Below are 25,224 nucleotides of genomic sequence, written 5' to 3' on the forward strand. Positions count from 1 at the left end.
TTGCGGTCAGCCGATCACTGCGCGGTGACGAAGCCTTCGGAGACCAGCCAGTCGCGAGCCACGTCTGCCGGCTCCTTGCCGTCGACGTCGACCTGCCGGTTGAGTTCGGTCATCACCTCGTTGGTCAGTCGCTCCGAGATCGGTGCCATGACTTCTGCTACCTGCGGATGTGCTTCCGCGAAGTCCTTTTTCATCACCAGTGCCGGATTGTATTTCGGGAAGAACTGGAGATCGTCGTCGAGCAGAACCAGGTCGAGAGCGATGATGCGGCCGTCGGTGGTGAACACTTCACCGAACTTGCACTGGTCGCTGTCGGCCGTCGCCTGGTAGATGATGCCCGTCTGCAGAATCTGTCGCTGGGCGCGCGACGCATCGAAGCCGTACTTGGCTGCCAGACCGGGATATCCGTCCTGACGGACGTTGAACTCGGTCTCGACGCACGTGACCGCAGCGCCGGGATCGGACTCGACCAACTTCGCGTAGTCGGAAACCGTCTTGACTCCGGTCTTCTCGGCTGTCTCCTTGCTCATCGCCAATGCATACGTATTGTTCATCGGCGCCGGATCCGTCCACACCATGTCGTTCGCGGCCAGATCAGCGTCACGGACCGCCTCGAACTGGGCCTGCGAGTCCGGGAGAGGAGTCTCGTTTCCCAGATAGTTGATCCACCCGGTTCCGGTGTATTCGTACGCAAGATCGATCTGCCCGTTCAACTGCGCGTCTCGGGTGCTGTTGGAGCCCTGGATGTTCGTGAGATCGCGAACATCCGCGCCTGCAGCGGACATCGCGAATTCGATGATGTATCCGAGCACGATCTGCTCGGTGAAGTCCTTGGAGCCGACGGTCATCTTCACACCCTCTAGCTCGGGAACGGGCTCGATGCTGCCGGGGCCGACGGCAAGGGGCAGTGCGCCACCGGATTCCAAGCCACAGGAAGCGACGAGTGTGAGGCCGAGCGTGGCAACGGCGAGTTTCCAGCCCCGCGTTCTGGTGATCGAAGTCTTGGTCATCGTAATCCCTTGGGCCCGAGATAAGTTTCGGCGAGCGCGCCGAGCCAGTCGATCAGTAGGGCCAGCGACACCGCGAGTACCGCACCGACCACGAGCGTGACGTTGTCACGGAGCTTGTATCCGGTGTCGATCAGAATGCCCAGACCGCCGGCACTGACCAGGAAGCACAGCGTCGCCGTGCCGACCGCCAGAACGAGCGAAGTGCGAAGGCCCGCAAGAATGTACGGGACAGCCATCGGGAATTCGAGCTGGCGCAGCACGGTCAGAGAAGACATTCCCTGACCACGCCCGGCGTCGATGAGGGTCTTGTCCACCTGCTGATAGCCCAGAATCGTGTTGCGCAGCACGGGAAGCAGCGAATAGAAGGCGATCGGAAATACACCGATCCAGAAACCCGTTGTTCTGGTCGCGAGATAGAACAGCACGAGGAGGCCGATGGCCGGCGCCGCGGCTCCGATGTTGGCGATACCGACGAAGAACGGCGCCAAGCGGGTGAATCTCGGCCTGGTCAACAAGGTTCCGAGCGGAACAGCGATGGCGACGACGATGATGACCACTGCTGCGGTGATCAGCACGTGTTGCCACGTCAGCGTGACGATATTGTCGAGATTGATGCTGGCCTTCTGCGTCGCGTTGAGATCGCGAGTGAACGCCCAGGTCAACACGCCCGCAACCAGGATCAGAACGATGACCGGCTGAACGTACAGGCGCATCCGTTCCGCTCGGCGGGTGGCCGCATTTTCGGCGGCACCGAGATCGGGCGCATCAGTTTCCATTTCGGGAGCGGCGACGCGCTCTTCGGTCGGGGCACTCATATTCGACCCTCGACGTTCTCGGCGTCGGACTCCTCGTCGTGATCGTGGGCATGCTCCTCGCGCATCTCGGAGAGATGGCTCACGAGTGTGTCGATCGTGATGAGGCCGACGTACTCGCCGCGCCGTCCGGTGACCACAGTGGACGCATTGCTCTCGGCGAGAAGAGCTTCCAACGCATCCTGCAGGGTGGACTGGATGGACACGGCCTCACCGATCTCGTTGCCGACACCTCGGAGGCTCGACGCATGAGCGAGGTGGCCGGGTGAGACCCAGCGAAGCGGTCGCCCACGCTGATCGAGAATCAAGGCCCACTTCCACTTGCGCGCTGCGAGTGCGGTTCTCAAATCGTCGACCGAATCTGTTTCGCGCGCGGTGAGGCATTGCTTGAGCTTGATCTGACGCACCCGGGTCAATGTCAACTGCTTGAGTGATGCGTCGGCGCCGACGAAACCCGCGACCATGTCGTTGGCGGGATTGGCGAGAATAGCTTCGGGGGTGTCGTACTGCATAATGCTGGACTGGTTGCCCAGCACGGCAATTCGATCACCGAGCTTGACTGCCTCGTTGAAATCGTGGGTGACGAAGACGATGGTCTTACCCAACTCCGACTGCAGTCGCATCAGTTCGTCCTGGAGCAGGCCGCGGGTGATGGGGTCGACCGCACCGAAAGGCTCGTCCATCAACAGAACCGGGGGATCGGCAGCGAGTGCTCGCGCCACGCCTACACGCTGTTGCTGGCCGCCGGAAAGCTGGCGCGGGTACCGGTCGCGATAGGTGTCCGGATCGAGGCCGACGAGGTCGAGCATCTCGTCGGTCCGTGCTGCGATGCGTTTCTTGTCCCAACCGATGAGGCCGGGCACCGTCGCGACGTTCTTCGCAATGGTGAAGTGCGGGAACAAACCTGCCTGCTGAATCGAGTATCCGATGCCGCGGCGAAGCTTGTCCGGGTCGATGGACAGCGCGTCTTTGCCGTCGATGGTGATCTTGCCCGAGGTGGGTTCGATCAGACGGTTGATCATGCGCATCGTCGTCGTCTTGCCACAGCCCGAAGGTCCGACGAACACCACGATCTCACCGGCCGGAACAGTCAGTGAAACATTGTCCACCGCTGCTGCTTTCTGGCCAGGGTAACGCTTGGTCACGGATTCGAGAACGATCTCGACTCCGGATACCTTCTGGTCTGCGGATACGTCGGACGGAATGGTTTCGGTCATTGCAGCCCCTTCGAAGTAGTGAGACGGCCGATGACGACGTAGATTCCGTCGAGGATCAGGGCCAGAATGACGATGAGTACGGTGCCGACCAGCGCTTGCGGAACAGCATTGGGGCTACCGACCCGCGAGAGCCCGGAGAAGATCAGGTTTCCCAGACCGGGGCCCTTGGCGTACGCCGCGATGGCGAGGATGCCCATGAGCATCTGCGTACTGACCCGCATACCGGTGAGTATCGACGGCCACGCAATCGGCAGTTCGATTCGACTGAGTACATGAAGGCGATTCATCCCCACACCGCGTGCTGCGTCCGTGATCGCCGGATTGACCGCGTCCAGGCCGATGATCGTGTTCCGAATGATCGGGAGCAGGGCATACAAGATCAATGCAGTGATCGTGGGGGCGACGCCGAGACCGAGTATCGGAATGAGCAGTCCGAGAAGGGCGAACGAAGGAACCGTCAGGATCGTGCTGGCCAAAGCTGTTGCCACGGACGAACCGACCGGGCTTCTGTAGACGAGAATTCCGATGATCACGGCGGCAATCGTCGCGATGATCACGGACTGGATAACTGCTGAAACATGTAGGTACGAGTCGGTCATCAATTGTTGTCGTCGTGCAACGACAAAATCCCATAGCGCGCCCATATTTCCGAACCCACTTTCTTCGGACTTCTGCTCGCAAGAACGTCTTCCCTCGACACCGACCGGCGCACAAGGGCTTTCCCCGCAGCCGTCGTCGGCCGAGGGGTTTGTCTCGACTGTCGTCCAAAAACTCGGATACTGCAACTAATTCCGATTGCAGCGTGTCGGAAGTTGTTCTGGACGTGAGAATTTACGAGACGCGTCTTTGTACCCAGCAGATAAGCATTTCAAACGTGCCGGAAACTGCAAAGCGGGAGAGCCCCGAAGAGCCCTCCCGCTTGTATGGATATTTCAGAGTCGGCCTCAGGCCCAGGTGAGCGCATCCTCATTTGAGAGTCGCGGCAGACGATCGAACCACGGGTTCTCGCCGGGATGGCCGATGTTGACCACCAGGATGGTCTTGAAGCGTCCGTCGGCGAAGAACTCGCCGTCGATGCCGTCGGCGTCGAACCCGGCCATCGGGCCGGCGACCAAGCCCTGGGCCCGTATCGCGAGGATGAGGTAGCCGGCCTGCAGTGCGGCGTTGAACTTACTGCTCGATGTGGCGGCAGCGTCGTCGGACTCGAAGTAGTCCTTCATCTCCGGACGGATGGGGAACAGCGCCGGGATGTGCTCGTAGAACTTGGTGTCGACGGCAAGAACGGCAACGGCGGGAGCGGCCTCGGTCTTGGCCTTGTTGCCGTCTGCCATGTGCTCGACGAGGCGCGCTTTGCCTTCCTCGGTACGGACGAACAGCACTCGCAACGGATTGGTGTTTGCCGCCGTCGGTGCCCACTTTGCGAGCTCCCAGATTGCGGTGAGCTCGTCGTCGGACACAGGTTCGTTCGAGAAGGAGTTGGCGGTGCGAGCCTCGGTGAAGAGGAGTTCGCGGCCAGCTTGGTCGAGTTGCTGGTCGGTGAATGGGGTGGCTGCGTCGAGAGACATCAGGGGGCTTCCGTTCGGTGGTAGCTCCACCGAACTTTGCCCGGTAAAGCTAGTTGCTAGTAAAAAAATAGTGCCTACGGATACGTTAGCACTATGACTAGGATGGTGGGGTGGCAAGCAAGAGCGAAGCGGAGCACGAGCCCCGCGCATGTGACGGGGCGTTGGCCCGTGCGTTCGGCTTCCTGGGCAAACGATGGAACGGCGTCATTCTCGGCACGCTGCTGAACGGGCCGGCGGGATTCTCCGAACTCAAGCGAGCGGTCGGCGGGATCAGCGATTCGGTGCTCTCGGAACGCCTGACGGAGCTGGCCGGGGCAGGCCTGGTTACGAGGACCGTCGACGCAGGTCCGCCCATCGCCGTGGAGTACGAACTGACGGCCTCGGGGCAGGCGCTGCTTCCCGCTCTCAGTGAACTGACAACCTGGGCCGCCGAAAATCTGCCGCCCGAGAGTTGCCCGAACTGACCTATTGCGTGTGAACAGTCTTGTGAGATTCGTACCAGGTGTCACCTGCCGGTTCTCCCGCCAAGTTCCAACTCCACGAGACTGTCGGCGTGATGCGTGAATAGATTCCGGGGCCGACCATTCCTACCCTCTCGATCGGCTGTTCAGCGATCCCGTAGATCCTGATCCCGCGCGCGACAAACGGCTCGAATGACGGCATGTCGTCCATGACGAGGGCGACTTCGAGTTGCCCCGAACCGATATTGCGGAACTTCTTGGTGTTCAGGACGGCTTCGCCTACCCCGCCGATCCACAAATGGACCCCGTCGTACTCGAAAGCCAACGGCACGACATCGGGTTGACCGTCCGGTGAGACGGTGGCCACGCGTGCCAGTGGCTGCGACTGCAGGTAGGCGATTTCTTCGTCCGTGAATGACATCTATTTCTCCTTCCGCGCGACGAAACATGTACGCAACGTAGATGCAACGTATCCAAAACTAGTGTTCTGGATCACACAGTGTTCGTGGGGTCGAGAGGCATTAGGTCACGAATCTGTGGGCAGAACGGGTCCTGTTCGCTACCGGTGGTGGACGAGGACAAGGTTCCGCGGGTTGAGCACACAGCCCGCGGAACCGCCCCCATCAGGGCACCGGCTGACAGGAGTCCAGGTGTCCGTAGTTGCGGAAGTCTCTGCGATCGATTTCGCGGAAACTGAATTCGAATGGGCGCAGAGATCGGCGCTGATTCGTGAAGTCGGCCCACTCGTTCCGGGTCCCCCATCACTGGCGATGTGTCTGAGCGAGCCGACGCGCGGACTGGTCGACATCGCTTCACTGCTTCTCGCGGCCCCTTGGTTGCTTCGATCACCGCGTGGAGACGGGCACCCAGTCCTCGTTCTCCCCGGACTGCTGACATCGGACGTGTCGACTCTTGCCTTGAGGGCGTACCTGAGTTTCCTCGGATACCGCGTCCACGGCTGGAATCTGGGCGTCAACACCGGCCCGACGGCGATGGTGGTCGACGGATTGCCCGCCGCATTGGCCCAGGTGGCGGATCGGTACGAGCAGAAGGTGTCGGTCATCGGCTGGAGCTTGGGCGGTATCTACGCTCGTAAGTTGGCCAGGGACCTGCCGGATTCGGTGCGACAGGTGGTGACACTCGGAAGTCCTTTCGCTCTCACCAGTCTGGAGCAGACGAGAATTGGATCGCTCTACGCTCGTTTGTCCGGGAAGCACGCCATACTGCCTCCGGTCGACGGCATCGAATCCGAACAGGGACCGCCCATTTCGGTTCCTGCCACGTCGGTCTACTCCAGACACGACGGTATCGTTCCGTGGCAAGCATGTTGTGAAACCACGTCCGGACAATCGGAAAGCGTTGCGGTGCAAGGCAGTCACATGGGATTGACCCACAACCCGTCGGCGTTGTGGACGGTCGCCGACCGTCTGGCGCAGGACGTCGACAACTGGCAACCTTTTGCGGCACCGAAACGACTTCGGCGGCTGTTCCCGTGCTGAAGTCTGGGGCCGATGTGTGGGGGAGAACCCTGAGTGCGACGCGGGGACAGACTGGTACCTGGGTATGTATTGCGGCCGGAAAAGATGGGTCCATGGCCTGATGCGCGTGAGTGCCCCGCCGGCGGATAGTGGAGATCGACGCGGATAGTCCGCGAGATCTACTGAAGGGGCACCGAACATGACTTCGCCGATGAAGACCCGCAAACTCACTCGAGCGCGCTCAGGTGCAATGTTCGGCGGGGTCTGCGCCGGGATCGCACGATACTTCGGGTGGAAATCGTCGACCGTCCGCCTGCTGTTCGTGCTCTCCTGTCTGCTGCCCGGCCCGCAGTTTCTGATCTACATCGTCATGTGGATTTTCATTCCTCGTGAGGAAATCTGATCGAACCGCTCAACGACGGCGGTCTTTCAGGCACTGTTTGGCCTCGTGCAGTTCTTCGGCACTGAGCGGGGGGAGGGGGAGCGGGTCACGGTGCAAGCCCTCGGTGCGTAGTCCGTCGAGCATCACCGAAAGGTACCGGCGCCACACAGTCGGGTTGACGGGCTGCGCAAATTCGGTGACGGCGCCCACCATGAAGATGAGGCCGAAAAGGTCGGTGACGACGGCGTCGGGGCGCAGCATCCCGGCGTCCTGGGCCCGGTAGAAGATCCTCTCGACCGACGGTTCGACGATGGACCGCTGGCATGCCAACTGCTCGCAACCCTCGTCGGTTCCGTTCATGACGTCTTTGAGTCCACGGTTGACCGACATACGGCTGCAGGCGAATTCGGCAAACGTGACAAGCCCGTCCCACGGATCCGGATTGCTCAGTGATGCCTCGGCGGCCGCCGCCATGTCGGCGAAGTTCTGCTGGAAGACTCCGTCGATCAGTTCTTCCTTGCTTGCGAACCGTCGATAGACGGTTCCGACGCCGACACCCGCGCGTCGGGCGACGTCGTCGAGTGTGACGTCGATCCCTTCTTCGGCGAACAATTCACGTGCGGCATCGATGATCAACTGCCGATTACGTGCAGCATCAGCGCGAAGCGGGCGCCCCATTGCGGTACTCATGTCCCCACTCTACCCGTCAAGTGGAGACAGCTTCTCCGTTTTGGTGTAGCGTTTTTGCTAACCGGAGAAGCCATCTCCGCATAGGTGGGGCGAGGGACAATGTCAGACATTGCTGAACGGACTGAATTCGAGCAGTCCTCAGCGCCTTCAGGGGACAACCATGCAAAGCGGTGGCTGGTTCTCGCGGTACTGGGAATTGCGCAGCTGATGGTGGTCTTGGATGCCACCATCGTCAACATCGCGCTGCCGGCTGCGCAGCGCTCACTGGAGTTCGGTGATTCCGACCGCCAGTGGATCATCACGGCATACGCATTGGCGTTCGGCAGCTTGCTGCTACTCGGCGGTCGACTGAGCGACTTGTTCGGGCGCAGGCGAACTTTCATAGTCGGCCTGATCGGCTTCGCGGTCGCCTCCGCTATCGGTGGCGCAGCCGTCAACTTCGAAATGCTTGTTGCCGCTCGTGCGGGCCAGGGCGTCTTCGGTGCACTCCTTGCTCCGGCAGCGCTGTCTCTGCTGTCCGTGACCTTCACGGATCCGGGTGAGCGCGCAAAGGCTTTCGGTATCTTCGGTGCCGTTGCCGGCGGCGGCGGCGCTATCGGACTGTTGCTCGGCGGAGCGCTCACCGAGTGGGTCGACTGGCGCTGGTGCCTCTTCGTGAACCTCTTCTTCGCGGCAATCGCATTGGTCGGAGCAGTCCTGTTGCTCGCTCCGCACACCAGTGACTCGCGGCCGAAACTCGACATCCCCGGAACGATCTTGGTGTCGATCAGCTTGTTCAGCATCGTCTTCGGTTTCTCGAAGGCCGAGTCGGACGGCTGGAGTGCAACTCCTACCATCTCGTGGCTCGTTGCCGGCGTTGTATTCATGGCGGCATTCATCTACTGGCAGACCAAGTCCGAGCATCCGCTCCTGCCGTTGCGGGTGGTCCTCGACCGTATCCGGGCGGGCTCGTACCTGGCGATCTTCCTTTCCGGCGCAGGCATGTTCGCAGTCTTCCTGTTCCTGACGTACTACATGCAGCTGATCCTCGGGTACAGCCCGATCATGACCGGCCTCGCATTCATGCCGATGGTGTTCGGAATCGTGACGGCGGCAACGCTTTCGACAGCGGTCTTGCTCCCTCGCGTTGGTCCGCGAGTGCTGATCGTGAGCGGAATGGTCATCGCGGCGATCGGAATGACGCTGCTGGCCCAGATTTCCGTGGACAGCACCTATGCCGTCCACATCCTCCCGGGCCTCGTGGTCACCGGACTCGGTATGGGCAGCATCTTCGCGCCGTCCATGCAGGGCGCAACCTCCGGCGTGCATCACGAAGATGCGGGCGTCGCATCTGCCACCGTCAATACGATGCAGCAGGTGGGCGGCTCGATCGGTACCGCGTTGCTCAGCACGATTGCGGCTTCGGCTTCCACCAACTACCTGGTGGGCCGCGAGATGAATCCGCTCACTCAGGCACAGGCTGCCGTCGAGAGCTACACCACGACGTTCTATTGGGCAGCAGGTATTTTCGCGGTCGGAGCGGTCTTGACCGGACTGGTTCTGCGGAGTGGACTGCTTCCCGATTCGCCCGAAGGTGAGCCGGTAATCGCCCACTGACAGTAAATTTCGGGGTCGATGCCATTGCGGCGTCGACCCCGAAATCGAGTCAGCAGTTCTTATCGGGCGATGCCTGAAACCGATGAAGGACGTGATCGAGTTGTTCGGACGACAGCGCCGGGACGGGCAGTTCTCGATGGCCGGTGCGGGAAGCGCAGAGTCCGTCGATCATGAACCCGAGTGCGCGGCGGTAAGCCTGAGGGGCCTCGTCGCCGCCGAACTTCTGGGCCATCTTGACGACCTGCATGAGAAGCGGAATGTCGTTGACTTCGAAGTCGCTGCGCAGGGTGCCCTGTTCCTTGGCACGATTGACGAGTGCCGCGGTGTGCTGGGCGATCCCCGCGCGCGCGCGAGCGAAAGTGTCGGACGTGAAGCGCCCGTCCATCAGGAGATCACCGAATCCGCGGTTGTCCGCCATACGCAGGGAGATCACGTCGAGGAAGTAGACAAGGCCTTCCCAGGCGTCGGGCATCTCGCGGGCGGTGGCGGCGATCGTTTCGATCTCGGAGCACCGTGTGTCGAACAGGGCCTGGATCAGCTCGTCCTTGCTGGCGAACCGCCGATAGACAGTGCCGACGCCGACGCCGGCGTGTTTCGCCACATCGGCAAGAGTGGCGTCCAGTCCTTGGGCCGCGAACACCTCGCGGGCGGAGTTGAGAATCCGCTCGAGGTTGGCCTTGGCGTCGGACCGAAGGCGCGGCTGTGAGCAGTCGGCCGAGGTCCCCGCACGAGAAGCGTCGGGGTGGGTTGTCGGCATCCTCACAGTCTACGGCACTAAGCGGAATGATCGATTCCGTTAGTGCTATATTGCTAAGCGGAACGTGTGGTTCCGATTGTCAGTACGAGAGAAGCCGATATGAGCACGTCTGACATCTGGGTCGGGAGCAATCCGATCTCGATGGTGGGTACGCGGAGCGCGGGTTTTGCGGCTACGAGGCTTCGCGCTCTTGCCGGAGACGGTGCCTTTGCCCAGCTCGTTCGTTTTGCTCTCGTCGGCGGAGCCAGCAACATTCTCTACTTCGCCGCTTTTCTGGCCCTGCGCGGTGACGGAGCGCTGGTCGCCAATGCTGTAGGTGCAGTCTTGAGCACCATTCTTGCGAACGAGCTGCATCGCCGGCTCACCTTCCACGCCGCGGATCGCGTCAACTGGTTCACTGCTCAGTGGGAAGGTGGCGGGCTCGCCCTGGTCGGTTTGATCGCCAGTTCTGCTGCCATCAGTGCGCTCGGATTCCTGTTGCCCGGTGCTGACGGGCTCCTTCAAGCGGGCCTTGTGATCGCAGTGAGCGGAATTGTCGGCGGTCTGCGGTTTGTCGCACTTCGCGGTTGGGTTTTCTGAGCGGTTCGCGGGTTCGGATCGCGGGTTCGGATCACATTGGCTCGTAGGGAACACTGTGACCCATGAGCCTTTCGATAGCCGACTCCGGCGTCCGTTTGGCCGTGCTCTGTATTGTCATGGCGCTCGTGGCCACACTCGTCTACCGATTCGCTCGCCTCGGTAGCATTCGGATAGTTCCCGGCGCGCTCGCACGCGGCGCCCTTCAATTGGCTGCTGTTTCGTTGATCCTTGCCGCGGCATTGGCTCACATCTGGTCAGCACTCCTCGTGCTCGTCGGCATGTTCGCTGCGGCGTCGTTCACCGCTGCACGACGCTCCGGCGCAGGAACTTCCGGCGGGTGGCTGACCGTCGCGTTGGCATCGGGAATCGGTGTGGTGTTGCCACTCATGCTGCTGTCCGGAGTGGTTCCGGTCGAAGGCGTCGCTCTTGTCCCGATCGGCGGAATTGTCTTGGGCGGCGCCATGACAGCGACGTCGATGGCAGCCAAACGCGGACTCGACGCCGTCGACGATCGTTTCGGGGAAGTGGAAGCCGCACTGAGCCTGGGTTTCTCGCAACGCGATGCGCGGTGGGAAGTCGCCCGTACCGCCGCGTCCGACGCCCTGTTGCCCGGAGTCGACCAGACCCGCACCGTCGGCCTCGTGACTTTGCCCGGCGCTTTTGTCGGCGTTCTGCTTGCGACGGGGTCGGCTGTTCAGGCCGGTGCAGTACAGATTCTTGTCCTGGCTGGGCTGTTGTTGGCGCAAACCTGCGCTGTAGCTGTGGCTTTGGAACTCGTTGCGCGCGGTTTCGTATTTCGGGGAAAGGCTGTCAGGCCTGCGCGAGTTCGTTGATCTTGTCGCTGCGCAGGACACGGTCGGGAAGATCGGGAGTGTTAGCCGCGAGGGTGATCATCGCCTTGCCGATGTTCTCGCTGGTGGTAACGCCGTTGGGCCACACCTTGCGCAGGAGTGGGTAGAGAGGCACGGAAACCTGATAGAAGAGCTTGTACCACCACGTTTTCGACGGCGATCCCGGGCGCGGACGGATGAACCCCGGCCTGAGGATGTAGGCCGTGAGGGGGAGTGTGAGTAGCGCGTTCTCGGTTGCGCCACGTACTCGCTTCCACATGGTCTTGCTGGTTTCGGTGGAGTCGGCGCTTTCACCGGACACGTAGACGAAGACCATCTGCGGGTTCAAGCGCGACAGCGTTGTGGCGGCGGCAAGCGTGATGTCACGCGTGATGTGGGTGTAGTCGGCTTCGTTCATTCCTGCGGAGGACACACCGAGGCAGAAGAAGCAGGCGTCGGCACCGGTCAGATCTGCTTCGATTGCCGAGTAGTCCAGTAAGTCGCGGTGAACGATGTCGACGATCTTCGGGGCAGTTGAACCGCACGAATTGCGGCCGACGGTGACGACGGTGTCGATTCGTGGATCGTCCAGGCACTCGAGCAAGACGCTGTTGCCGACCATCCCCGTTGCCCCGAAAACGATGACCTTCATTGTGTCCCCCGCCGGTATTGGTTCTGCTTTCTGTGATGCGCACACTACGGAACAGTCTGAGACTCGACCGACAGCGACCACCAACTGAACGCTTGACCTGCATTTATGAGTCCATTTTGACCCGACTTGTGACTAAAGTCCCTACAAACCGGCTGGACGGTTGGCTGAAAATAGTTTTATGGACGAAGGAGTTGATGAAATACACGTTCTCGGATCGGAGTCCGCCGGTCGGATGATCGAGGCGTCGACGATCATCGTCCTGGGTGCACTCTGTGCCGTCGTCGCAGGTTCGGGCGTGTTTTTTGTTCTCGGATCGATTGGTGGATTTGCTCGACTGCTCTACTTGGTCATGCGGGCGCCGATCAACTCTTGCTCGGTACCAGTTTCGAACTTCGAATTGGCGCCTTCGAGAACGTCATGTGGTCGTTGATGCTCCCGAACGTCGAGTGAAGACGATCGAGGATGTAGTTCTGACGCATGTTCCAGGGTGACTTCGATCCCTGCTTCGGGAACTGTTCAACCGCGCGCATGACGTACCCGGACGCCAGATTCAGGATCGGACGCTGGTCCATGTCTTCGGTCGCGTGCGGCACACACTTCGCATAGCCGCGCTTGGCCATCTCGGTCAGTAGTCGGCACACGTACATCGACGTGAGATCGGCTCGCAGAGTCCACGAGGCATTGGTGTATCCGACGCACATCGCGAAGTTCGGTACGTCGCTGATCATCATGCCCTTGTAGACGTAACGATCACCGAGGGTGACGGGTTCACCGTCCACTTCGATCGACATCCCGCCGCATGCTTCCATCTTCAATCCTGTTGCAGTGACGATGATGTCGGCTTCGAGTTCGCGTCCTGATGCGAGCCGAATCCCGGTCTCGGTGAAGGTGTCGATGTGATCGGTCTCGATCGAAGCCTTGCCGGATCGGAGGGCTTTGAACAAATCGCCATCCGGTACGACGCACAAGCGCTGGTCCCAGGGATCGTAGGTGGGTGTGAAGTGGGGATCGAGTGGGATCTCTTCCGGGAGTTGACGACTGATCGCGAGGTTCAGCAGCCTCTTTGCGCGCGCCGGACTGCGGCGGCACAGTTGGTAGAAACTGAGGTTCAATACGACGCTCTTCCATCGAGCGATGCTGTGCGCGAGTTGATTCGGCAATACCGCACGGATGGTGTCCGACACCTTGTCGCTGGACGGCAGCGCCAGAATGTAGGTCGGCGATCGCTGGAGCATCGTGACGTGGCTTGCGTCCCGCGACATCGTGGGGACCAAAGTGACTGCGGTGGCGCCGCTTCCGATCACGACGACCTTCTTGTCGGAGTAATCGAGTTCTTCGGGCCAGAACTGCGGGTGCACCACCTCGCCGGCAAACGATTCGCGTCCGGGAAAGTCGGGGGTGTATCCGCCGTCGTAGCTGTAGTAACCGCTGCAGAGATACAGGAAGTTGCAGGTCAGTGTTTCGTCTTCGTCGTCGGTCGTCACGGTGACTGTCCACGTCGAGTCCGCTGACGACCAGGATGCTGCCGTCACCTTCCGGTTGTACCGAATCTTCTTGTCGATCCCGTTTTCGCGAGCGGTATCGCGCACGTACCGGAGGATCGAATCACCGTCGGCAATTGCTTTGGCATCTGTCCACGGGCGAAACGGGTAGCCGAGCGTGAACATGTCGGAATCCGAACGGATACCGGGGTATTTGAAGAGGTCCCAGGTTCCGCCACTGTTCGCGCGGGCCTCGAGGATCGCGTACGACTTGCCGGGCAGTTCGGTCTGGAGTCGATACGCAGCACCGATGCCGGACAAGCCGGCGCCGACGATCAGGACATCGAGGTGTTCGGTGCTCATCAGTTCGGACTCCGTATCGATTGCGTGGTCACCCACAGAGCAAGTGTTCGTTCACCACACTACTGAACGATGCTCAGTAAGGCGAGGATGTCCACGTGATCGTCGGCGGCCGGATCGCCGCACACAGTGGTTTACCTGCGGCGTCGGTGAGTCCGAGTTCTCCGTGGAGCACGTCGGAACGGTCGGCCTCGTCAATGATGTGCTCGGGGACCGCGTCGAGCATCAGCTTTGCGCGCCGGAACATCTCGAACGTCTGGTCCTCGGATAACGTCACCCAGGACAGGTAGATGAAGCGTCCGCGCGGTGGGCCCTGGATGTACGGTCCGAGAATGTCCCAGGCATTGGGCTTTCTGTCGAGGTTCGCTGCCAATTCCCACCGCACTGTTTCGGTGTCTCCCGGTACGAGGTCGAGGATTTCGTGGGGCTTGCCCCGGCGCTGGACGCCGACGTGGATGTTGCTCCGTCCTTCGAAGGTTGCGGTTTCGGAACAATCCCGTCCGGGCAGGCTGTGACCGGTGATGATGATCTGCATATCGACATCATGCTCTGCACGGGTCGGGAGGGGTTGGCGTGGTGAGGCGTTCGGGTGGAACCTTTGTTGCGGCCGTGGTGGCGAGCATTGTGTTGTCGAGCCTGCTGTTGTCGAGTCTTGTGGTGGTGTCAGGGGTTGCCGTGGCGACAGCGGACGAACCGGAAGTCGCGGGTGCGTTGGAATCGCACGAACTGCTCTCGGCTGCAGCCCTTCCGGTCGGTACCGGTGCAGCGGAGCGAGTTGTCTATCGGACCCTGCGAACTGCCGACAGGTGGGGAGAGTCGTCCGGGTCGGTGTTTCTACCGGAAGGTGCGCCACCGATCGGCGGCTGGCCCGTCATCTCCTACGCCCACGGAACTCTGGGCAGCGCCGATCAGTGTGCGCCGTCGTCAACCGGATTCGGTCCAGGGGAGATCGAACCGATCGAACGCTGGTTGGACCAGGGATATGCAGTTGTCGCTACCGACTACTCGGGTCTGGGCACCGATGGGGTATTGGCGTATCTCGACGGGCATGCCGCCGGCGCGAATGCCGTCGACATCGTGCGGGCCGCACACGAGTTGTACGGGAACGTGCTGAGCTCGCGGTGGATGGTCGCAGGTCTGTCCGAAGGTGGTCACGCGACGTACTTCGCAGGACACGAGGCCACCTCTCGTGCACCGGAATTGGATTTCCGCGGCTCTATTGTTGTTGCAGGCCCCACACATATGGAAGGTCTGTTTCCGTTGGGTGGACCGCTGTTTCCCGACATCGGCATCACGGGATTAGTGGGGTACGCGCTGTATGTCCTGGCTGGAATCGACGATCAACGACCCGAAGAGAACATTCGTGAGGTTCTCTCGCCCCAGGGAATCGAGTGGATGGAAAAGGCGCGAACTCTGTGCGCCGGGGATCTCGGCCGACAAATTCGAACCGAGCGAATCCAGTTGAGCTCGTTGTTCTCTCGGTCGGTGTGGACGCCGCGCATGTACGACCTGTTCCGCGAGATGATGCAGGTGCCGGTCGACGGCTACGACCGTCCACTGCGCGTGGTGCAGAGCGTGTCGGACACAACGGTTCCTGTCGCCCTTACCTGGGCGCAACTGGTCGACATGCGTTCGCGGGGAACGCAGTTCGAGTATCAAGAACTCGCCGGAATCAGCCACGGTCAAACGACGGTCGCTTCGATGGACCAGACCATGGAGTTCATCGATCGATTGATGAGGTGATGTTCGGCGGTGTTGTTGTTGTTTCAGTGTGGTTGTTCAGCGCATACGTCGCGGCCCGTAATCGTGGCCACCGTTGGCGAACCACACGATCGCCGCAATCGCGTACAGGATGCAGACGAGGAGTAGCAGTCCGCCCGCGATCCACAGTGAAATCTGGCCGAGTCGTTTCACGCGATCGGACGCGTACCGCGATCCGGCGACATCGCCGTCGGCCCACAAGGGATACACGTTGAAGGCGTGCGTGAAGGCGGCGAAGGAGAGCGGCCAGAAGAACAGCAGCGAGACCACTGCCCAACCGGCATTGACAGGTGGTCGAATTGGGTGCTGAGGAACGGATTGCTGGACGGTGGGTTGATCCGGGGTCGTCATGGGGGCTCCTGACATGAGGTGGCCCTTTCGACGCTACTGCGATGGAGCTGAAGAATCACTGAATGCGCGTGATCAGCCGAAATGCCAGTCGCGATCCATTCTCCGGAAGTACGGAAAGAGTGTGGCCTCCTCGAAATCGAGGTGCGACTGCATATGGTCCGCCAATTCGGAGATTGCGGCGTGTGCCCGATTGACCGTGGAGGATTCGGTGCTCAGTGCGAGCGACGCACGCTTGGCTTCCGACACGATCTCCCCGACAAGCTTGTGTTCTGCCTGCAGTCGTTCGACCGCAGGGGCCAACTCGGGAAAGTTCCTGGTCATTACCGGGAACATTCGTTGATCTTCGATGGTGTGGTGCAGAGTCAGCGTGTTGCAGTAGAAGTCGCAGTTGACCCGTAGTTGCCAGACGAAATCCGCGATCGTCAGATTGTCGATCATCTCGGGTATCCGAGTCAGATCGGCGGTTTCGTCCGACAACAGTTGCAGGGCATTCTCGAGTACCTCGATATCGGCTCGCAGAGGTTCGTGAACCTGACGTAGCTGTTCGATCATCCTCAGACCGGCAACTGTTGCCGTATTGTGCGAATGAGGGGTGTTCACGTCAGCGCAACTCGATCCCGCTCCGCGAGCATCCTCGCTACCGGCAGGACGTCCTTTGCTGCCATCTCGATACGCTCGAATACCTCGGGGTTGAGGATAGTCGTTCCGTCGAAATCACCTGAGCTGAGATAGATCCCGACTGGAGCGGTCAGCGCTTGGAAGAAAGCGAACAGTGGCCGCAGGGCATGCTCCAGCACGAGGGCGTGGCGGTCGCTGCCGCCCGTCGCGGCAAGAATCACCGGAGTGTTGGCAAGCGCGTACTGGTCGACGAGATCGAAGAAGTGCTTGAACATTCCCGTGTACGAACCGCGGAACACCGGTGACGCCGCGATGATGATATCGGCGGACTCGACAGCTGCCAGCGCTTCGGCGGTCACTGAGTCGACGTGATCGCGATCCAGAGCAGATGCAAGACCTGGAATCAGATCCACGATCTCGAAAACTCGTGTGTCGATCTGCTCGAAGTCTCCCAAGGTTTCGACGATCAGGTCGACGAGGGCACGAGTCTTGGAGGGTTTTTGGAGGTTGCCGACCACGGCAACAATTTTGAGCGGTGTGCTCATCGAAACTCCTATTCTTGGGATGACTTCAGTGATTCGATTTCCTTACGCACAACGGGGGCTACTTCGGTGCCGAGGATCTCGATCGCACGCAGCATGTCCTTCTGTGGCACGTTGCCGAACCCCATCTGGATCATGATGCGGTCATGATGGAACAGTTCGTACTGCGCCATCGTCTTGTCGATGATTTCCTGCGGGCCGCCGAGGAAGAACGCACCCGCGGTGGTTGCCTGCGCTTCATATGCCCTGCGCGGCATGGGAACTCCGTTTCCGCGCTGATGATGATTCTGCATCCACCCGGCCTGGAAGTACGGGTACGACGTGTCGAGTGCTGTTTGCTTCGAGGTATCGACAAATCCTGGCGAAGCAATCGAGACAGCCAGTTTCTTCGGATCGTGTCCGAACTCCGCTGCAGCCCTGCGGTATAGATCGACGAACGGTTCGAACTGTTGGTAACTTCCACCGATGATGGCCAGTGAGAGGGGCAGGCCCAGTTTCGCGGCACGGACGACAGAGGCCGGAGTACCTCCGACTGCGATCCACACCGGAATCTGACGGTCCGGGCGGGGCGTCACGTCACCGTCGATCAGTGGTGGGCGAAGTTGCCCTTCCCAGTTGATCGGGTTCTCGTCGCGCAGTTTCAGTAGTAGGTCAAGCTTTTCGGCGAAGAGTTCGTTGTACTGGGACAAGTCGTACCCGAAGAGCGGAAATGACTCCGTGTACGAACCTCGGCCGGCAATGATCTCGGCACGGCCTTCGGAAAGCAGGTCGACTGTCGCGAACTGTTGGAACACACGTACGGGATCGTCGGAACTGAGTACGGTTACGGCGCTGGACAGCTTGATGTTGTCGGTAGCCTGAGCCATTGCCGCGAGCACAACTGCAGGGGCTGAGACTGCGAAGTCGGTGCGATGGTGCTCGCCGACGCCGAAGACATCGAGTCCAACCTGATCGGCAACGGTTGCCTGCTCCACCAAATGACGAAGGTGGACACCGGGATTCATCATCGCGCCGGTAGTGGGATCTGGGGTGAGTTCACCGAAATGGTAGACGCCCAATTCGAAAGCCATGTTGTTTCTCGCTATCTGTTCGTCGGGGTGATGGAAAGCTGTTCGGCGTGCGCATCGCAAGCGCCGCTTTGATTCGTGTGGTGTGTGGCAAGTCGGGAGAAGAAGCGGTCGAGTACCGGAAGCTCTTCAGGTTCGATGAGATCGGAGAAGTAGTCGGCGATTCCTCGCGTGTGTATGGCGGAAGCCGTTCGAAGTGTCTGCTTGCCTTCGGGCGTCATCGATACCGTCACGACGCGTCGATCGTTGTCCGGTCGAACGCGCTCCACTAATCCCGCCTGGACCAATCGATCGACGACGCGCGTCACGCCGCTGGTGGTGACCAGGACAAGCTCGGCCAGATCGCCCATTCGGATGGTGTTTCCAGGAGCTTCATGTAGTCGGAGTAGAACGTCGTACTGACCAAGGGTGAGCCCAGTGGTGGTTCGAAGGTCCGCCTCCATCTTGCCGAGGATGACGCTGTGGGAGACGACGAGGTCGCGCCACACGCGACCACGTACGTGTTCATCAGTTGTCATCGGTGACGCCTTCCATTTATTTGCGATCGCAAGTATTGCTTACTCAAATAATACGCTCGCGACGGCTGAACTATTCCCTGCTCAGATTTTTGCTGGCCGGAAGGTATTGACTCGAACGTGTGTTCGAGTATTGTTAGAGGAGGGGATCGGGGGATTCAATGATTTTCTTGTTGTCGGACGTGGTGTCGGGTTCTGCGGTGGGGTTACGCGGACGTCTGTGGCAGTTGACTGCTGCCGAGTTGCGTGAGGCGGCTGTCGAGGCGAGTGCGGAGATTCTTCGCCTGGAAGCCGTTCGGGTGGTGGTGGTCGACGAACTGTCGATGCGTCCGGATGATCAGGTGATTGCCAGCCGCGGAGTCGGGTCATGGTTGGCGGCGAACACGATGCTGCAGGTTCGTGACGGTAAGAAGATCGCCGCGCTGGGTGCGGCGCTGCGGCCGTTTCCCGCTGTGGCAGCAGGCTTCGATTGCGGGGATTGCTCGTTCGATCACGCCGTCTTGATCGTGGCGTTTTGTGAATCTCCGCCGAAGGGGATGCCGGAGGAGGCGCTCCCTCGCTGTATCGATTTGTTGTTGGCGGCTGCCTCGGGGGTGGAGGCGACGACGACGAAGGTGCGGCATGTCATCGCGACGTTGGAGCGAGTTTTCGAATCGGATGAGATTCCACCTGCCGAAGACGTGGATCTCAATGAGCTCCGTATCGCCTCGACACTTAATGGTCGGGTGGTGGTGCGCGGGGATTTCGACGCCCTCACCGGGGTATAGATAGTCAAGAGGCAGCATACGGTTTAGGCTGAGAGTATGAGCAAGAAACCAGCGCCTACCAGGGCGATTATCTACACACGCGTGTCGAAAGATTCTTTGCGCACCGGCCGGTCCGTCGCCGAACAAGAGGCCGAATGCCGCGCCGTCTGTGAGCGGGAAGGGTGGCCGGTCGGTGAGGTACTACAGGACAACGATGCTGGCGCGTCTCGCTGGTCGGGCAAGGATCGGCCCGCGTACCGGCGACTAGCCGAAGTGCTGCGCCCTGGCGACGTACTGGTCACATGGGAGGCATCACGAGCACAGCGCGACCTGACTGCCTATGCCGAGCTGCGGGATCTGTGCGCCGCGCTCGGGGTGCTGTGGAACTACAAAGGCCGCACGCATGATCTGAATGTCGGTGCCGACCGATTCACCACGGGACTGGACGCGCTACTAGCAGAGCGTGAAGCCGACGAGATTCGGGATCGAGTACTCCGGTCTCTACGGGCCAACGCCGCCGAAGGTAAACCACATGGCAAGATTCCGTACGGATACCGGGCCGTCAGAGATCCTCAGAGCGGGCTTATCGTCGCACGGGAGATAGACCCGGAGGCTGCGGAGATATTGCGGGAGATGGCAACTCGAGTGCTCGGTGGTGAGTCGTTGCGTTCGATCCTGCGGGACATGAACCCTCGGGCCGGTAAGAATTGGACCAGCGCGACTATCTCGAAGATGTTGCGACAGCCGGTCTTAGCCGGATACCGGGTCTACCGCGCTGGCACCGACGACGAAACGACTGTGCGGGGTACGTGGGAACCGATCCTCACCGACGATGAGCATGTGAGACTCAAAGCCGTACTTAGTGATCCGGCGCGGCGCTCATCTCCTCGGGGTACCGATCCGGTCTACCTTCTCAGCGGAATTGCATTGTGTGGCGTCTGTGGTGCCCGATGCTATGCGCGCAAGTCTCACGGTAAGCCGACCTATATTTGTTCGGCAGACGGGACACCAGACGCGCCGGGGCATCATGTAGCGCGCAACGTGGAGCGAGTGGACGCACTGGTCATATCGAAGATGCACGAATTGATCGCGGAGAAACAGACAGAGATATTCCTGTTTCACGACGAGAAAAAAATCGAGACCGGCGAGTCCGCGAAGTATCTGGCACAGGCACAGGAATTGCAGCAACGGCTGGACGGATTCACCGATGCCGCTATGCGCGGAGAAATGAATCAGAAGCAATACATGAGAATGGAAGCTGGACTTACAAAAGAGATAGAGAAGGCGAATAAGCTGGCCGAAGAATATGCGGTTGTTTCCGATCCGATGTTAGCGGCCATGGCGAAGTCACCCGAAACTATATGGGAAGATGCCGACTTGGAATTGCAGAGACGATTAGTGCGCGCATTAGTGGACGTGCGGATATTGAGAAGTAAGCCGGGGCATTTCGATGACAAAGCCGTATCCGTCAAATGGAAGGGGCGCGGATAAATCCTTGATCCTCCGGGGAAAATTCCCGACAGGATTCCTGGAAAGCCTGGGGAGCTGGTGGCAGATTCCCTTTTCGTCCCTCCTCAGGCCCTGCATGGAACCTACAGCAACGCTGTGACCTGCAGTTATGAAGTAGGTCATTGCAATTTTCAACTGAGAGAGAAATGGGCGGAGGCGGGGTCGCCTGTATGTTCGATGAATTGCGGTGAATTGGTACCCCCCTACCTCTGCCATCTCACCTATTAGTGGCCTACTGCACTAACGGACTACGGACCTACTTGCCTAACGTGTCAAGTGTGATGTAATGGCGATTAGACAAGATGCATGAATGCGATAGAGCAAGGTCAAGGAGTGCACGAATCTTCTCAAACAAATGTTACGGAAGACGGCACCTCTCGGGGTCGCGGTGCGACTTGCCGCAAAGGCATCTAAAGAGGTCAATCACGATAACGTCTTACGATTCAATTATCGGTGAGTGAATGTCGTTTGATATTTATTGTTCAAATGAATTGAAACTAAAAGCAAACGAAAGCAAACAATGCAATTCAACACATCAATAACGAAAGTAAAAGGATTGATTGATCAATAGCTTATTGAGTGCGAGATGCAGTGTGCAAGTGGTGTGCAAGGTAAAGTGCATTGGCATGTGTATGCATTGGCAGTGTGTTGCAACATAATTGGTTGCATGACTGGTTGTGTTGTTTGCATATGTTCGATGTGCTTTGGTTGTAAATAGTATGAGATGTGTTGTGCAGCAACAGACATTGGTGAGATATATGTGGTGTGCAGTGTGTCGTCGTGATCGAGCAACAGTTGGGATCTGAAAATTCCTGCAACCCAAACGGGTCGGAGGACGGAACCGCGCTGGTTGTCGGGGTCGATGACCTTGCCGTCGCGGGTCTTGATCGGTGCGTCCTCCGAGGCATCTGCCTGAGAGGATTTCAGATCATTGTGGACAAACACAAGACTGGATCTACCAGACCCGGCTACCTTTCGGATTGGCGTGCGGCCGAAACTCGTCTCCTCGGGCACATTTCGAGCTATTGCACGCTAGATGCATCGCTTGGGTATTCCTGATGTCCAGCGCCGCACCCCCTTTGATCGTCGGCACGATATGGTCGATCGCCAGTGACCCACCAGAGCGCGGGATAGCGTCGGGATCGACACGTAGGCCACACAACGCGCAATCCCATCCGCCTGCAGGTGCGTTGTCGATGTACCACTGCCGTATAGCCTTCCACGCTGCTGTCTTGAGATGTGGTGCGCTGCTACTCATGTCGAGTCCTCTCTTTGTACGGATACACCGAAGGGCCGTAGCCAACAAGTAAGTGACTACAGCCCTTCGGTGTTCGGTCGTGATGCCGCGCTCTGTTTCGATTCGGGAGCGACCCGGCCAGAGCCGCCAGACCTACCCGCGCGGCCAGCAGGTTCCGATAGCCGCGCGGGATGTTTACCTATGCCGTGGTGGCAACATTCAACAGACGGAATGCGTTGGGGTTCACTACGTCCCCGCCGACGCGACGATGCATGTACAGACCGCGCTCACCGGTCGGGCGTCCATTGGCACCGAAGACGTGAGGCACCAGTTCGACCGTGGTTCCGATGCGATCCACCACAACGTAATTCGAGAAGTCGCCGTAGATCAACACGTAGTTATTCTCTGTCGCTGCAGGATTGATCACGCCGTCCATATTCGACACTTCGTGCAGCGGGCGACCCAACAGGTTTGCGGGAACCTCCTGCGCACCAGGGAACTTGAGTGCGCCGTTAGTCGTTTCGAACTGCCGAATGGTGTTGAGGGTCGCCAGGTTACCGGCGAATGATGCACCCGGCTGGAAGCGGGAACCCAAGGCACCCTGCAGCTTGTAGAGATCTGCTGCCGCAAGCGCCTCACCGGCTGCCGTAACGATCACAGATCCACCAGCGGCGACGAGCGCTGTCACGATGCCCTTAGGCTGCGTGGTGCCGTTGCCGGTGATGAATGCCGTATTCTCGAGTTGGAGCGCGCCGTCTGCAAGCAAACCCTGCAGCTGTGAAATGAGTTGCAATCCATCCTCTTCGAGTTCGTACGAGAACGGAACCCATGCGGCCTGCTTGAATACCGGGATCGGTGCCGGTGCCAAGGTCGGTGATGCGTCGGCGGCCTGTGCAGCTTCGGCAAGCCATTCGGTCGTGACACCTGCGGAGGTGACGCCGTTCCACGCGCTCGAAGTCGTCTTCACCACGCGGGCGATATCGCGAATCGGAGACACGCTACCCGAATTGGTGAGAATGATCGCGGGATCGAGGTCGAAAGGTACCAGGTACTTTCCGGTACCACCGACGCCTTCGATCATGCCGCGAATCTCGTCTACCTTGCGGAATGCTTCGCCCTCTTCGCCGGTCCAGAGTAAGTGCCCGCGCTCGGGGTTGACGATCAACTTACCGAATGCGCCTCGGTAGGCTTCGGTGCCGGTTTCTGCCGCCCAACGTGCTGTGAGAGACGTCTTGTCCTCTGCCACGAGCTTTTCCACCAAATGTGCGGAATCGTCGGACAGACGGCCTTCCTGGTGTGCACGTTCGATGTTGCGCGCTGCCGTGTCACGTACGGGATCGGTGTCCTTGCGTGCTGCCGTGGGGTATCCACCGAAACCGTTTTCGGACTTACCAGCGCGAGCCGATTCGAGTACGCGGGCGCGCTGTTCAGCAAAATTTCCCAGGAATTCGAGGTCATCCGCAAGGGATTCGAAACGCTCGGCCTCTTCGGCGGTGAATCCGTCTGCGCGTGTACTGAGTGCGGTTGCCTCTGCGACAAGCTTGGCCTGTTCGGCAGTGCGCTCGGCGTCAGTCATGGCCCGGAGCCGATCGAAAACAGTAGCTTTGGGATCAATCTTCATGTCAATTTTCCTTATCAGAGTTGGTATCTCGCCTGGAGCAAGCGCAAACGTGCTGCGGCCTGTTCGGGCGTAAGTGTGGTGATCTTCGAGCGAACTCCTGCAATGCGTGCGGGATCGTATGCGGGGAAGTTCACGGCTGAGACTTCGAGAAGTGCTGCCTCGGTGATCGTTCGAACATCCCTGGAGCGCGACCATGTTTCTCGTATGGCGCGGAATCCGATCGAGAAGCCGTCCAATGCGCCGTCCCGAATCAATTCGAGGGCCTCGTCACCGGCTTGTGTCTCCGATACGCGGAACTCGGCGTAGAGGCCTGCCGGGTCTTCCCGGAGAAGGGTTGCGCGGCCCAAAGGCATGGCTCGACTGTCATGGTGTGCAAGGAATTTCACACGGCTACCGCGCTCGGCAATAGTCCTGGTGAAGGCACCGAATTTGAACGATTCCTCGTACTCGCCTTCGAAGTCCCGAATGTCGGTAGGGCTGTTGAAGGGTACGGCGATGCCGTGAACGGTCCTGCCATCGGAACGAATAGACAGATCGGTGCTTGTTGCACGCGTGATGATTTGAGACATTTCGGGTGTCCTGTCGAGTGGAGTGAGGCAGGAATGCCTCCAGAATCTCCAGGGCGACGTCAGCGGTCAGTTCCCTTGGTGTGAGGGACTTCCGACTGTGAACCCAAGTCTGCTGGCGGTTCCGGCTGTGAGCCGTTCGACCTGCTATCCCCGATTCTAGTCGGCGCGACCGGATTTCGTTTCTGACCAGCTTTGCAGGCGCTATCACGCGGGTTTGATAACGCCTGCAAAGGCCTCGGTTCAGTCTGTCAGATCCTCGGGCAGATCCCAGTTCTGGTCTCCGGGCACCCATTCGGGATGAAAGCTCTCGTCGGTGTCGTCGGCCAACCACGCTCGGTCCGCAATCGCGATGACTTCGCCGGTCGCTTCGAGGATGAACTCGGCCGATTCCATGCCGGTGTGGCACACGATGCCCGGTCTCAGTGCCGCTCTCACCTTGTCGGCTGGAGACAGTTGGTCGTACGCGTATTGCAAGAGCTTCCGAACCTTGTCGCTTGTCGTCTGATACGGATTCACTGGCAACTCTTCGTCACCAATCTCATAGTCACTCATTGTCATTCCTTGCCTTCGTAGTAGAACTCTGCGTATGTCAGTGGTTCCAAGCCTTGGATTTCTCGGAACTCGTTGTGTTCTTTGAGTTGCTTACGCTTGTAGTCGTGTTCCTTCGCCCAATCTTTTGCACTGCGGAATCTGTGCCGATCTATTCCGGTGTCTTGTGCAAGTGGATCTGTTTCGTTGCTATCCATTGCTTATCCGTTCTTTGCGATGTGACGCAACAGGATTCCGACGAGCGCGGTGAACGCCAGTAGGACGACGAT

The 25,224-nt window shown here is 59.6% G+C and carries 29 protein-coding genes and 1 pseudogene; 9 read left to right on the plus strand and 21 right to left on the minus strand.

The genetic code is table 11. The features are described from left to right. Nucleotides 1-14: 14 nt before the first annotated feature. The 5 genes from ACFWEM_RS05575 to ACFWEM_RS05595 form a co-directional block, all read right to left on the minus strand. The gene (locus tag ACFWEM_RS05575) at nucleotides 15-1,010 is read right to left on the minus strand and encodes a glycine betaine ABC transporter substrate-binding protein (RefSeq protein ID WP_378531841.1); all 996 of its coding nucleotides are present in this window, start codon (nucleotides 1,008-1,010) and stop codon (nucleotides 15-17) included. Then, entirely contained in the window at nucleotides 1,007-1,786 is a 780-nt protein-coding gene (locus tag ACFWEM_RS05580; protein WP_378532752.1) for an ABC transporter permease, read from the minus strand. Before ACFWEM_RS05580 ends, ACFWEM_RS05575 begins: the two co-directional genes overlap by 4 nt. A 35-nt stretch (nucleotides 1,787-1,821) precedes the next feature. After that, the gene (locus ACFWEM_RS05585) at nucleotides 1,822-3,039 is read right to left on the minus strand and encodes an ATP-binding cassette domain-containing protein (RefSeq protein ID WP_378531843.1); all 1,218 of its coding nucleotides are present in this window, start codon (nucleotides 3,037-3,039) and stop codon (nucleotides 1,822-1,824) included. After that, nucleotides 3,036-3,683 carry an ABC transporter permease gene (locus tag ACFWEM_RS05590; RefSeq protein WP_283302663.1) on the minus strand — a complete coding sequence of 216 codons (648 nt, stop codon included), beginning with the start codon at nucleotides 3,681-3,683 and terminating at the stop codon, nucleotides 3,036-3,038. Before ACFWEM_RS05590 ends, ACFWEM_RS05585 begins: the two co-directional genes overlap by 4 nt. 300 nt (nucleotides 3,684-3,983) lie before the next feature. After that, entirely contained in the window at nucleotides 3,984-4,604 is a 621-nt protein-coding gene (locus ACFWEM_RS05595; RefSeq protein ID WP_378531846.1) for a malonic semialdehyde reductase, read from the minus strand. Between the two features lie 110 nt (nucleotides 4,605-4,714). Here ACFWEM_RS05595 and ACFWEM_RS05600 point away from each other — a divergent pair, with 110 nt between their 5' ends. Next, a complete protein-coding gene (locus ACFWEM_RS05600; RefSeq protein WP_279164427.1) occupies nucleotides 4,715-5,068 on the plus strand; it encodes a helix-turn-helix domain-containing protein in 354 nt (117 codons plus the stop codon). A 1-nt stretch (nucleotide 5,069) separates the two neighbouring features. On the opposite strand, the gene ACFWEM_RS05605 is transcribed toward ACFWEM_RS05600, so the two are convergent. Next, nucleotides 5,070-5,486 carry a PPOX class F420-dependent oxidoreductase gene (locus ACFWEM_RS05605; protein WP_378531848.1) on the minus strand — a complete coding sequence of 139 codons (417 nt, stop codon included), beginning with the start codon at nucleotides 5,484-5,486 and terminating at the stop codon, nucleotides 5,070-5,072. Between the two features lie 229 nt (nucleotides 5,487-5,715). Here ACFWEM_RS05605 and ACFWEM_RS05610 point away from each other — a divergent pair, with 229 nt between their 5' ends. Both ACFWEM_RS05610 and ACFWEM_RS05615 read left to right on the plus strand, forming a co-directional pair. Beyond that, nucleotides 5,716-6,564 (plus strand): alpha/beta hydrolase, encoded by an 849-nt coding sequence (locus ACFWEM_RS05610; protein ID WP_378531850.1) that lies wholly within the window; start codon nucleotides 5,716-5,718, stop codon nucleotides 6,562-6,564. A gap of 178 nt (nucleotides 6,565-6,742) precedes the next feature. Then, nucleotides 6,743-6,946, plus strand: a complete 204-nt coding sequence (locus ACFWEM_RS05615; RefSeq protein WP_378531852.1) for a PspC domain-containing protein — start codon at nucleotides 6,743-6,745, stop codon at nucleotides 6,944-6,946. Between the two features lie 9 nt (nucleotides 6,947-6,955). Here the strand turns inward: ACFWEM_RS05615 and ACFWEM_RS05620 are convergent, their stop codons facing one another. After that, nucleotides 6,956-7,615 carry a TetR/AcrR family transcriptional regulator gene (locus tag ACFWEM_RS05620; RefSeq protein WP_378531854.1) on the minus strand — a complete coding sequence of 220 codons (660 nt, stop codon included), beginning with the start codon at nucleotides 7,613-7,615 and terminating at the stop codon, nucleotides 6,956-6,958. A 99-nt stretch (nucleotides 7,616-7,714) separates the two neighbouring features. On the opposite strand from ACFWEM_RS05620, the gene ACFWEM_RS05625 reads away from it, so the two are divergent. Further along, on the plus strand, nucleotides 7,715-9,211 hold the full coding sequence (locus ACFWEM_RS05625) for an MFS transporter (RefSeq protein ID WP_003940566.1): 1,497 nt from the start codon (nucleotides 7,715-7,717) through the stop codon (nucleotides 9,209-9,211). 49 nt (nucleotides 9,212-9,260) lie between these two features. Here the strand turns inward: ACFWEM_RS05625 and ACFWEM_RS05630 are convergent, their stop codons facing one another. Beyond that, entirely contained in the window at nucleotides 9,261-9,968 is a 708-nt protein-coding gene (locus ACFWEM_RS05630; protein WP_378531856.1) for a TetR/AcrR family transcriptional regulator, read from the minus strand. A 141-nt stretch (nucleotides 9,969-10,109) separates the two neighbouring features. On the opposite strand from ACFWEM_RS05630, the gene ACFWEM_RS05635 reads away from it, so the two are divergent. Next, nucleotides 10,110-10,547, plus strand: a complete 438-nt coding sequence (locus ACFWEM_RS05635) for a GtrA family protein (protein WP_020908979.1) — start codon at nucleotides 10,110-10,112, stop codon at nucleotides 10,545-10,547. Between the two features lie 62 nt (nucleotides 10,548-10,609). Further along, the gene (locus ACFWEM_RS05640; RefSeq protein ID WP_378531858.1) at nucleotides 10,610-11,380 is read left to right on the plus strand and encodes an ABC transporter permease; all 771 of its coding nucleotides are present in this window, start codon (nucleotides 10,610-10,612) and stop codon (nucleotides 11,378-11,380) included. Here the strand turns inward: ACFWEM_RS05640 and ACFWEM_RS05645 are convergent. The 3 genes from ACFWEM_RS05645 to ACFWEM_RS05655 all read right to left on the minus strand — a co-directional run bounded on the left by ACFWEM_RS05645 (nucleotide 11,358) and on the right by ACFWEM_RS05655 (nucleotide 14,405). Next, the gene (locus ACFWEM_RS05645) at nucleotides 11,358-12,029 is read right to left on the minus strand and encodes an NAD(P)H-binding protein (RefSeq protein WP_378531861.1); all 672 of its coding nucleotides are present in this window, start codon (nucleotides 12,027-12,029) and stop codon (nucleotides 11,358-11,360) included. The two genes, ACFWEM_RS05640 and ACFWEM_RS05645, sit on opposite strands and share 23 nt — an antisense overlap. Before the next feature lie 362 nt (nucleotides 12,030-12,391). Further along, nucleotides 12,392-13,873 carry a flavin-containing monooxygenase gene (locus tag ACFWEM_RS05650; protein ID WP_378531863.1) on the minus strand — a complete coding sequence of 494 codons (1,482 nt, stop codon included), beginning with the start codon at nucleotides 13,871-13,873 and terminating at the stop codon, nucleotides 12,392-12,394. A gap of 73 nt (nucleotides 13,874-13,946) precedes the next feature. Continuing rightward, nucleotides 13,947-14,405: a DUF5990 family protein gene (locus tag ACFWEM_RS05655; protein ID WP_378531865.1), complete on the minus strand. Its 459-nt coding sequence runs from the start codon at nucleotides 14,403-14,405 to the stop codon at nucleotides 13,947-13,949. Nucleotides 14,406-14,443: 38 nt separating this feature from the next. Here ACFWEM_RS05655 and ACFWEM_RS05660 point away from each other — a divergent pair, with 38 nt between their 5' ends. Then, on the plus strand, nucleotides 14,444-15,613 hold the full coding sequence (locus ACFWEM_RS05660) for a lipase family protein (protein WP_378531867.1): 1,170 nt from the start codon (nucleotides 14,444-14,446) through the stop codon (nucleotides 15,611-15,613). 36 nt (nucleotides 15,614-15,649) lie between these two features. On the opposite strand, the gene ACFWEM_RS05665 is transcribed toward ACFWEM_RS05660, so the two are convergent. The 5 genes from ACFWEM_RS05665 to ACFWEM_RS05685 all read right to left on the minus strand — a co-directional run bounded on the left by ACFWEM_RS05665 (nucleotide 15,650) and on the right by ACFWEM_RS05685 (nucleotide 18,727). Then, on the minus strand, nucleotides 15,650-15,982 hold the full coding sequence (locus ACFWEM_RS05665; protein WP_095968630.1) for a CD225/dispanin family protein: 333 nt from the start codon (nucleotides 15,980-15,982) through the stop codon (nucleotides 15,650-15,652). A gap of 72 nt (nucleotides 15,983-16,054) precedes the next feature. Beyond that, a complete protein-coding gene (locus ACFWEM_RS05670) occupies nucleotides 16,055-16,582 on the minus strand; it encodes a hemerythrin domain-containing protein (protein ID WP_378531869.1) in 528 nt (175 codons plus the stop codon). Continuing rightward, nucleotides 16,579-17,145, minus strand: a complete 567-nt coding sequence (msuE, locus tag ACFWEM_RS05675) for an FMN reductase (RefSeq protein WP_378531872.1) — start codon at nucleotides 17,143-17,145, stop codon at nucleotides 16,579-16,581. Before msuE ends, ACFWEM_RS05670 begins: the two co-directional genes overlap by 4 nt. 8 nt (nucleotides 17,146-17,153) lie before the next feature. Then, on the minus strand, nucleotides 17,154-18,212 hold the full coding sequence (locus ACFWEM_RS05680) for an LLM class flavin-dependent oxidoreductase (protein WP_047271106.1): 1,059 nt from the start codon (nucleotides 18,210-18,212) through the stop codon (nucleotides 17,154-17,156). Between the two features lie 11 nt (nucleotides 18,213-18,223). Further along, the gene (locus ACFWEM_RS05685) at nucleotides 18,224-18,727 is read right to left on the minus strand and encodes a MarR family winged helix-turn-helix transcriptional regulator (RefSeq protein WP_378531874.1); all 504 of its coding nucleotides are present in this window, start codon (nucleotides 18,725-18,727) and stop codon (nucleotides 18,224-18,226) included. A gap of 158 nt (nucleotides 18,728-18,885) precedes the next feature. On the opposite strand from ACFWEM_RS05685, the pseudogene ACFWEM_RS05690 reads away from it, so the two are divergent. Together ACFWEM_RS05690 and ACFWEM_RS05695 are read left to right on the plus strand one after the other, a co-directional pair. After that, a pseudogene (locus ACFWEM_RS05690) lies at nucleotides 18,886-19,485 on the plus strand (DUF222 domain-containing protein); the annotation flags it as partial. A 42-nt stretch (nucleotides 19,486-19,527) separates the two neighbouring features. Next, nucleotides 19,528-20,961 (plus strand): recombinase family protein, encoded by a 1,434-nt coding sequence (locus ACFWEM_RS05695; RefSeq protein ID WP_378531876.1) that lies wholly within the window; start codon nucleotides 19,528-19,530, stop codon nucleotides 20,959-20,961. A 973-nt stretch (nucleotides 20,962-21,934) separates the two neighbouring features. Here the strand turns inward: ACFWEM_RS05695 and ACFWEM_RS05700 are convergent. From ACFWEM_RS05700 to ACFWEM_RS05720, 5 genes are all read right to left on the minus strand, one after another. Next, nucleotides 21,935-22,237, minus strand: coding sequence for an HNH endonuclease (locus ACFWEM_RS05700; protein ID WP_378531878.1), 303 nt, complete (start codon nucleotides 22,235-22,237; stop codon nucleotides 21,935-21,937). A gap of 178 nt (nucleotides 22,238-22,415) precedes the next feature. Beyond that, entirely contained in the window at nucleotides 22,416-23,837 is a 1,422-nt protein-coding gene (locus ACFWEM_RS05705; RefSeq protein WP_378531880.1) for a phage major capsid protein, read from the minus strand. Between the two features lie 14 nt (nucleotides 23,838-23,851). Further along, nucleotides 23,852-24,406 carry an HK97 family phage prohead protease gene (locus ACFWEM_RS05710; RefSeq protein WP_214924483.1) on the minus strand — a complete coding sequence of 185 codons (555 nt, stop codon included), beginning with the start codon at nucleotides 24,404-24,406 and terminating at the stop codon, nucleotides 23,852-23,854. A gap of 240 nt (nucleotides 24,407-24,646) precedes the next feature. Beyond that, nucleotides 24,647-24,958: a hypothetical protein gene (locus ACFWEM_RS05715; RefSeq protein WP_378531883.1), complete on the minus strand. Its 312-nt coding sequence runs from the start codon at nucleotides 24,956-24,958 to the stop codon at nucleotides 24,647-24,649. 2 nt (nucleotides 24,959-24,960) lie between these two features. Then, entirely contained in the window at nucleotides 24,961-25,152 is a 192-nt protein-coding gene (locus tag ACFWEM_RS05720; RefSeq protein WP_378531885.1) for a hypothetical protein, read from the minus strand. Nucleotides 25,153-25,224 lie beyond the last annotated feature (72 nt).

Source organism: Rhodococcus sp. NPDC060176 (assembly GCF_042728675.1).
GTDB lineage: Bacteria > Actinomycetota > Actinomycetes > Mycobacteriales > Mycobacteriaceae > Rhodococcus_F.

Bases quoted from the DNA above. Each gene is read 5' to 3' on its own strand.
- ACFWEM_RS05645 (WP_378531861.1), bottom strand. From the start codon at position 12,029: ATGAAGGTCATCGTTTTCGGGGCAACGGGGATGGTCGGCAACAGCGTC.
- ACFWEM_RS05615 (WP_378531852.1), top strand. From the start codon at position 6,743: ATGACTTCGCCGATGAAGACCCGCAAACTCACTCGAGCGCGCTCAGGT.
- ACFWEM_RS05630 (WP_378531856.1), bottom strand. From the start codon at position 9,968: ATGCCGACAACCCACCCCGACGCTTCTCGTGCGGGGACCTCGGCCGAC.
- ACFWEM_RS05650 (WP_378531863.1), bottom strand. From the start codon at position 13,873: ATGAGCACCGAACACCTCGATGTCCTGATCGTCGGCGCCGGCTTGTCC.
- ACFWEM_RS05715 (WP_378531883.1), bottom strand. From the start codon at position 24,958: ATGAGTGACTATGAGATTGGTGACGAAGAGTTGCCAGTGAATCCGTAT.
- ACFWEM_RS05625 (WP_003940566.1), top strand. From the start codon at position 7,715: ATGTCAGACATTGCTGAACGGACTGAATTCGAGCAGTCCTCAGCGCCT.
- ACFWEM_RS05720 (WP_378531885.1), bottom strand. From the start codon at position 25,152: ATGGATAGCAACGAAACAGATCCACTTGCACAAGACACCGGAATAGAT.
- ACFWEM_RS05705 (WP_378531880.1), bottom strand. From the start codon at position 23,837: ATGAAGATTGATCCCAAAGCTACTGTTTTCGATCGGCTCCGGGCCATG.
- ACFWEM_RS05695 (WP_378531876.1), top strand. From the start codon at position 19,528: ATGAGCAAGAAACCAGCGCCTACCAGGGCGATTATCTACACACGCGTG.
- ACFWEM_RS05640 (WP_378531858.1), top strand. From the start codon at position 10,610: ATGAGCCTTTCGATAGCCGACTCCGGCGTCCGTTTGGCCGTGCTCTGT.
- msuE (WP_378531872.1), bottom strand. From the start codon at position 17,145: ATGAGCACACCGCTCAAAATTGTTGCCGTGGTCGGCAACCTCCAAAAA.
- ACFWEM_RS05635 (WP_020908979.1), top strand. From the start codon at position 10,110: ATGGTGGGTACGCGGAGCGCGGGTTTTGCGGCTACGAGGCTTCGCGCT.
- ACFWEM_RS05655 (WP_378531865.1), bottom strand. From the start codon at position 14,405: ATGCAGATCATCATCACCGGTCACAGCCTGCCCGGACGGGATTGTTCC.
- ACFWEM_RS05595 (WP_378531846.1), bottom strand. From the start codon at position 4,604: ATGTCTCTCGACGCAGCCACCCCATTCACCGACCAGCAACTCGACCAA.
- ACFWEM_RS05685 (WP_378531874.1), bottom strand. From the start codon at position 18,727: ATGACAACTGATGAACACGTACGTGGTCGCGTGTGGCGCGACCTCGTC.
- ACFWEM_RS05680 (WP_047271106.1), bottom strand. From the start codon at position 18,212: ATGGCTTTCGAATTGGGCGTCTACCATTTCGGTGAACTCACCCCAGAT.
- ACFWEM_RS05590 (WP_283302663.1), bottom strand. From the start codon at position 3,683: ATGGGCGCGCTATGGGATTTTGTCGTTGCACGACGACAACAATTGATG.
- ACFWEM_RS05665 (WP_095968630.1), bottom strand. From the start codon at position 15,982: ATGACGACCCCGGATCAACCCACCGTCCAGCAATCCGTTCCTCAGCAC.
- ACFWEM_RS05620 (WP_378531854.1), bottom strand. From the start codon at position 7,615: ATGAGTACCGCAATGGGGCGCCCGCTTCGCGCTGATGCTGCACGTAAT.
- ACFWEM_RS05710 (WP_214924483.1), bottom strand. From the start codon at position 24,406: ATGTCTCAAATCATCACGCGTGCAACAAGCACCGATCTGTCTATTCGT.
- ACFWEM_RS05700 (WP_378531878.1), bottom strand. From the start codon at position 22,237: ATGAGTAGCAGCGCACCACATCTCAAGACAGCAGCGTGGAAGGCTATA.
- ACFWEM_RS05580 (WP_378532752.1), bottom strand. From the start codon at position 1,786: ATGGAAACTGATGCGCCCGATCTCGGTGCCGCCGAAAATGCGGCCACC.
- ACFWEM_RS05575 (WP_378531841.1), bottom strand. From the start codon at position 1,010: ATGACCAAGACTTCGATCACCAGAACGCGGGGCTGGAAACTCGCCGTT.
- ACFWEM_RS05585 (WP_378531843.1), bottom strand. From the start codon at position 3,039: ATGACCGAAACCATTCCGTCCGACGTATCCGCAGACCAGAAGGTATCC.
- ACFWEM_RS05605 (WP_378531848.1), bottom strand. From the start codon at position 5,486: ATGTCATTCACGGACGAAGAAATCGCCTACCTGCAGTCGCAGCCACTG.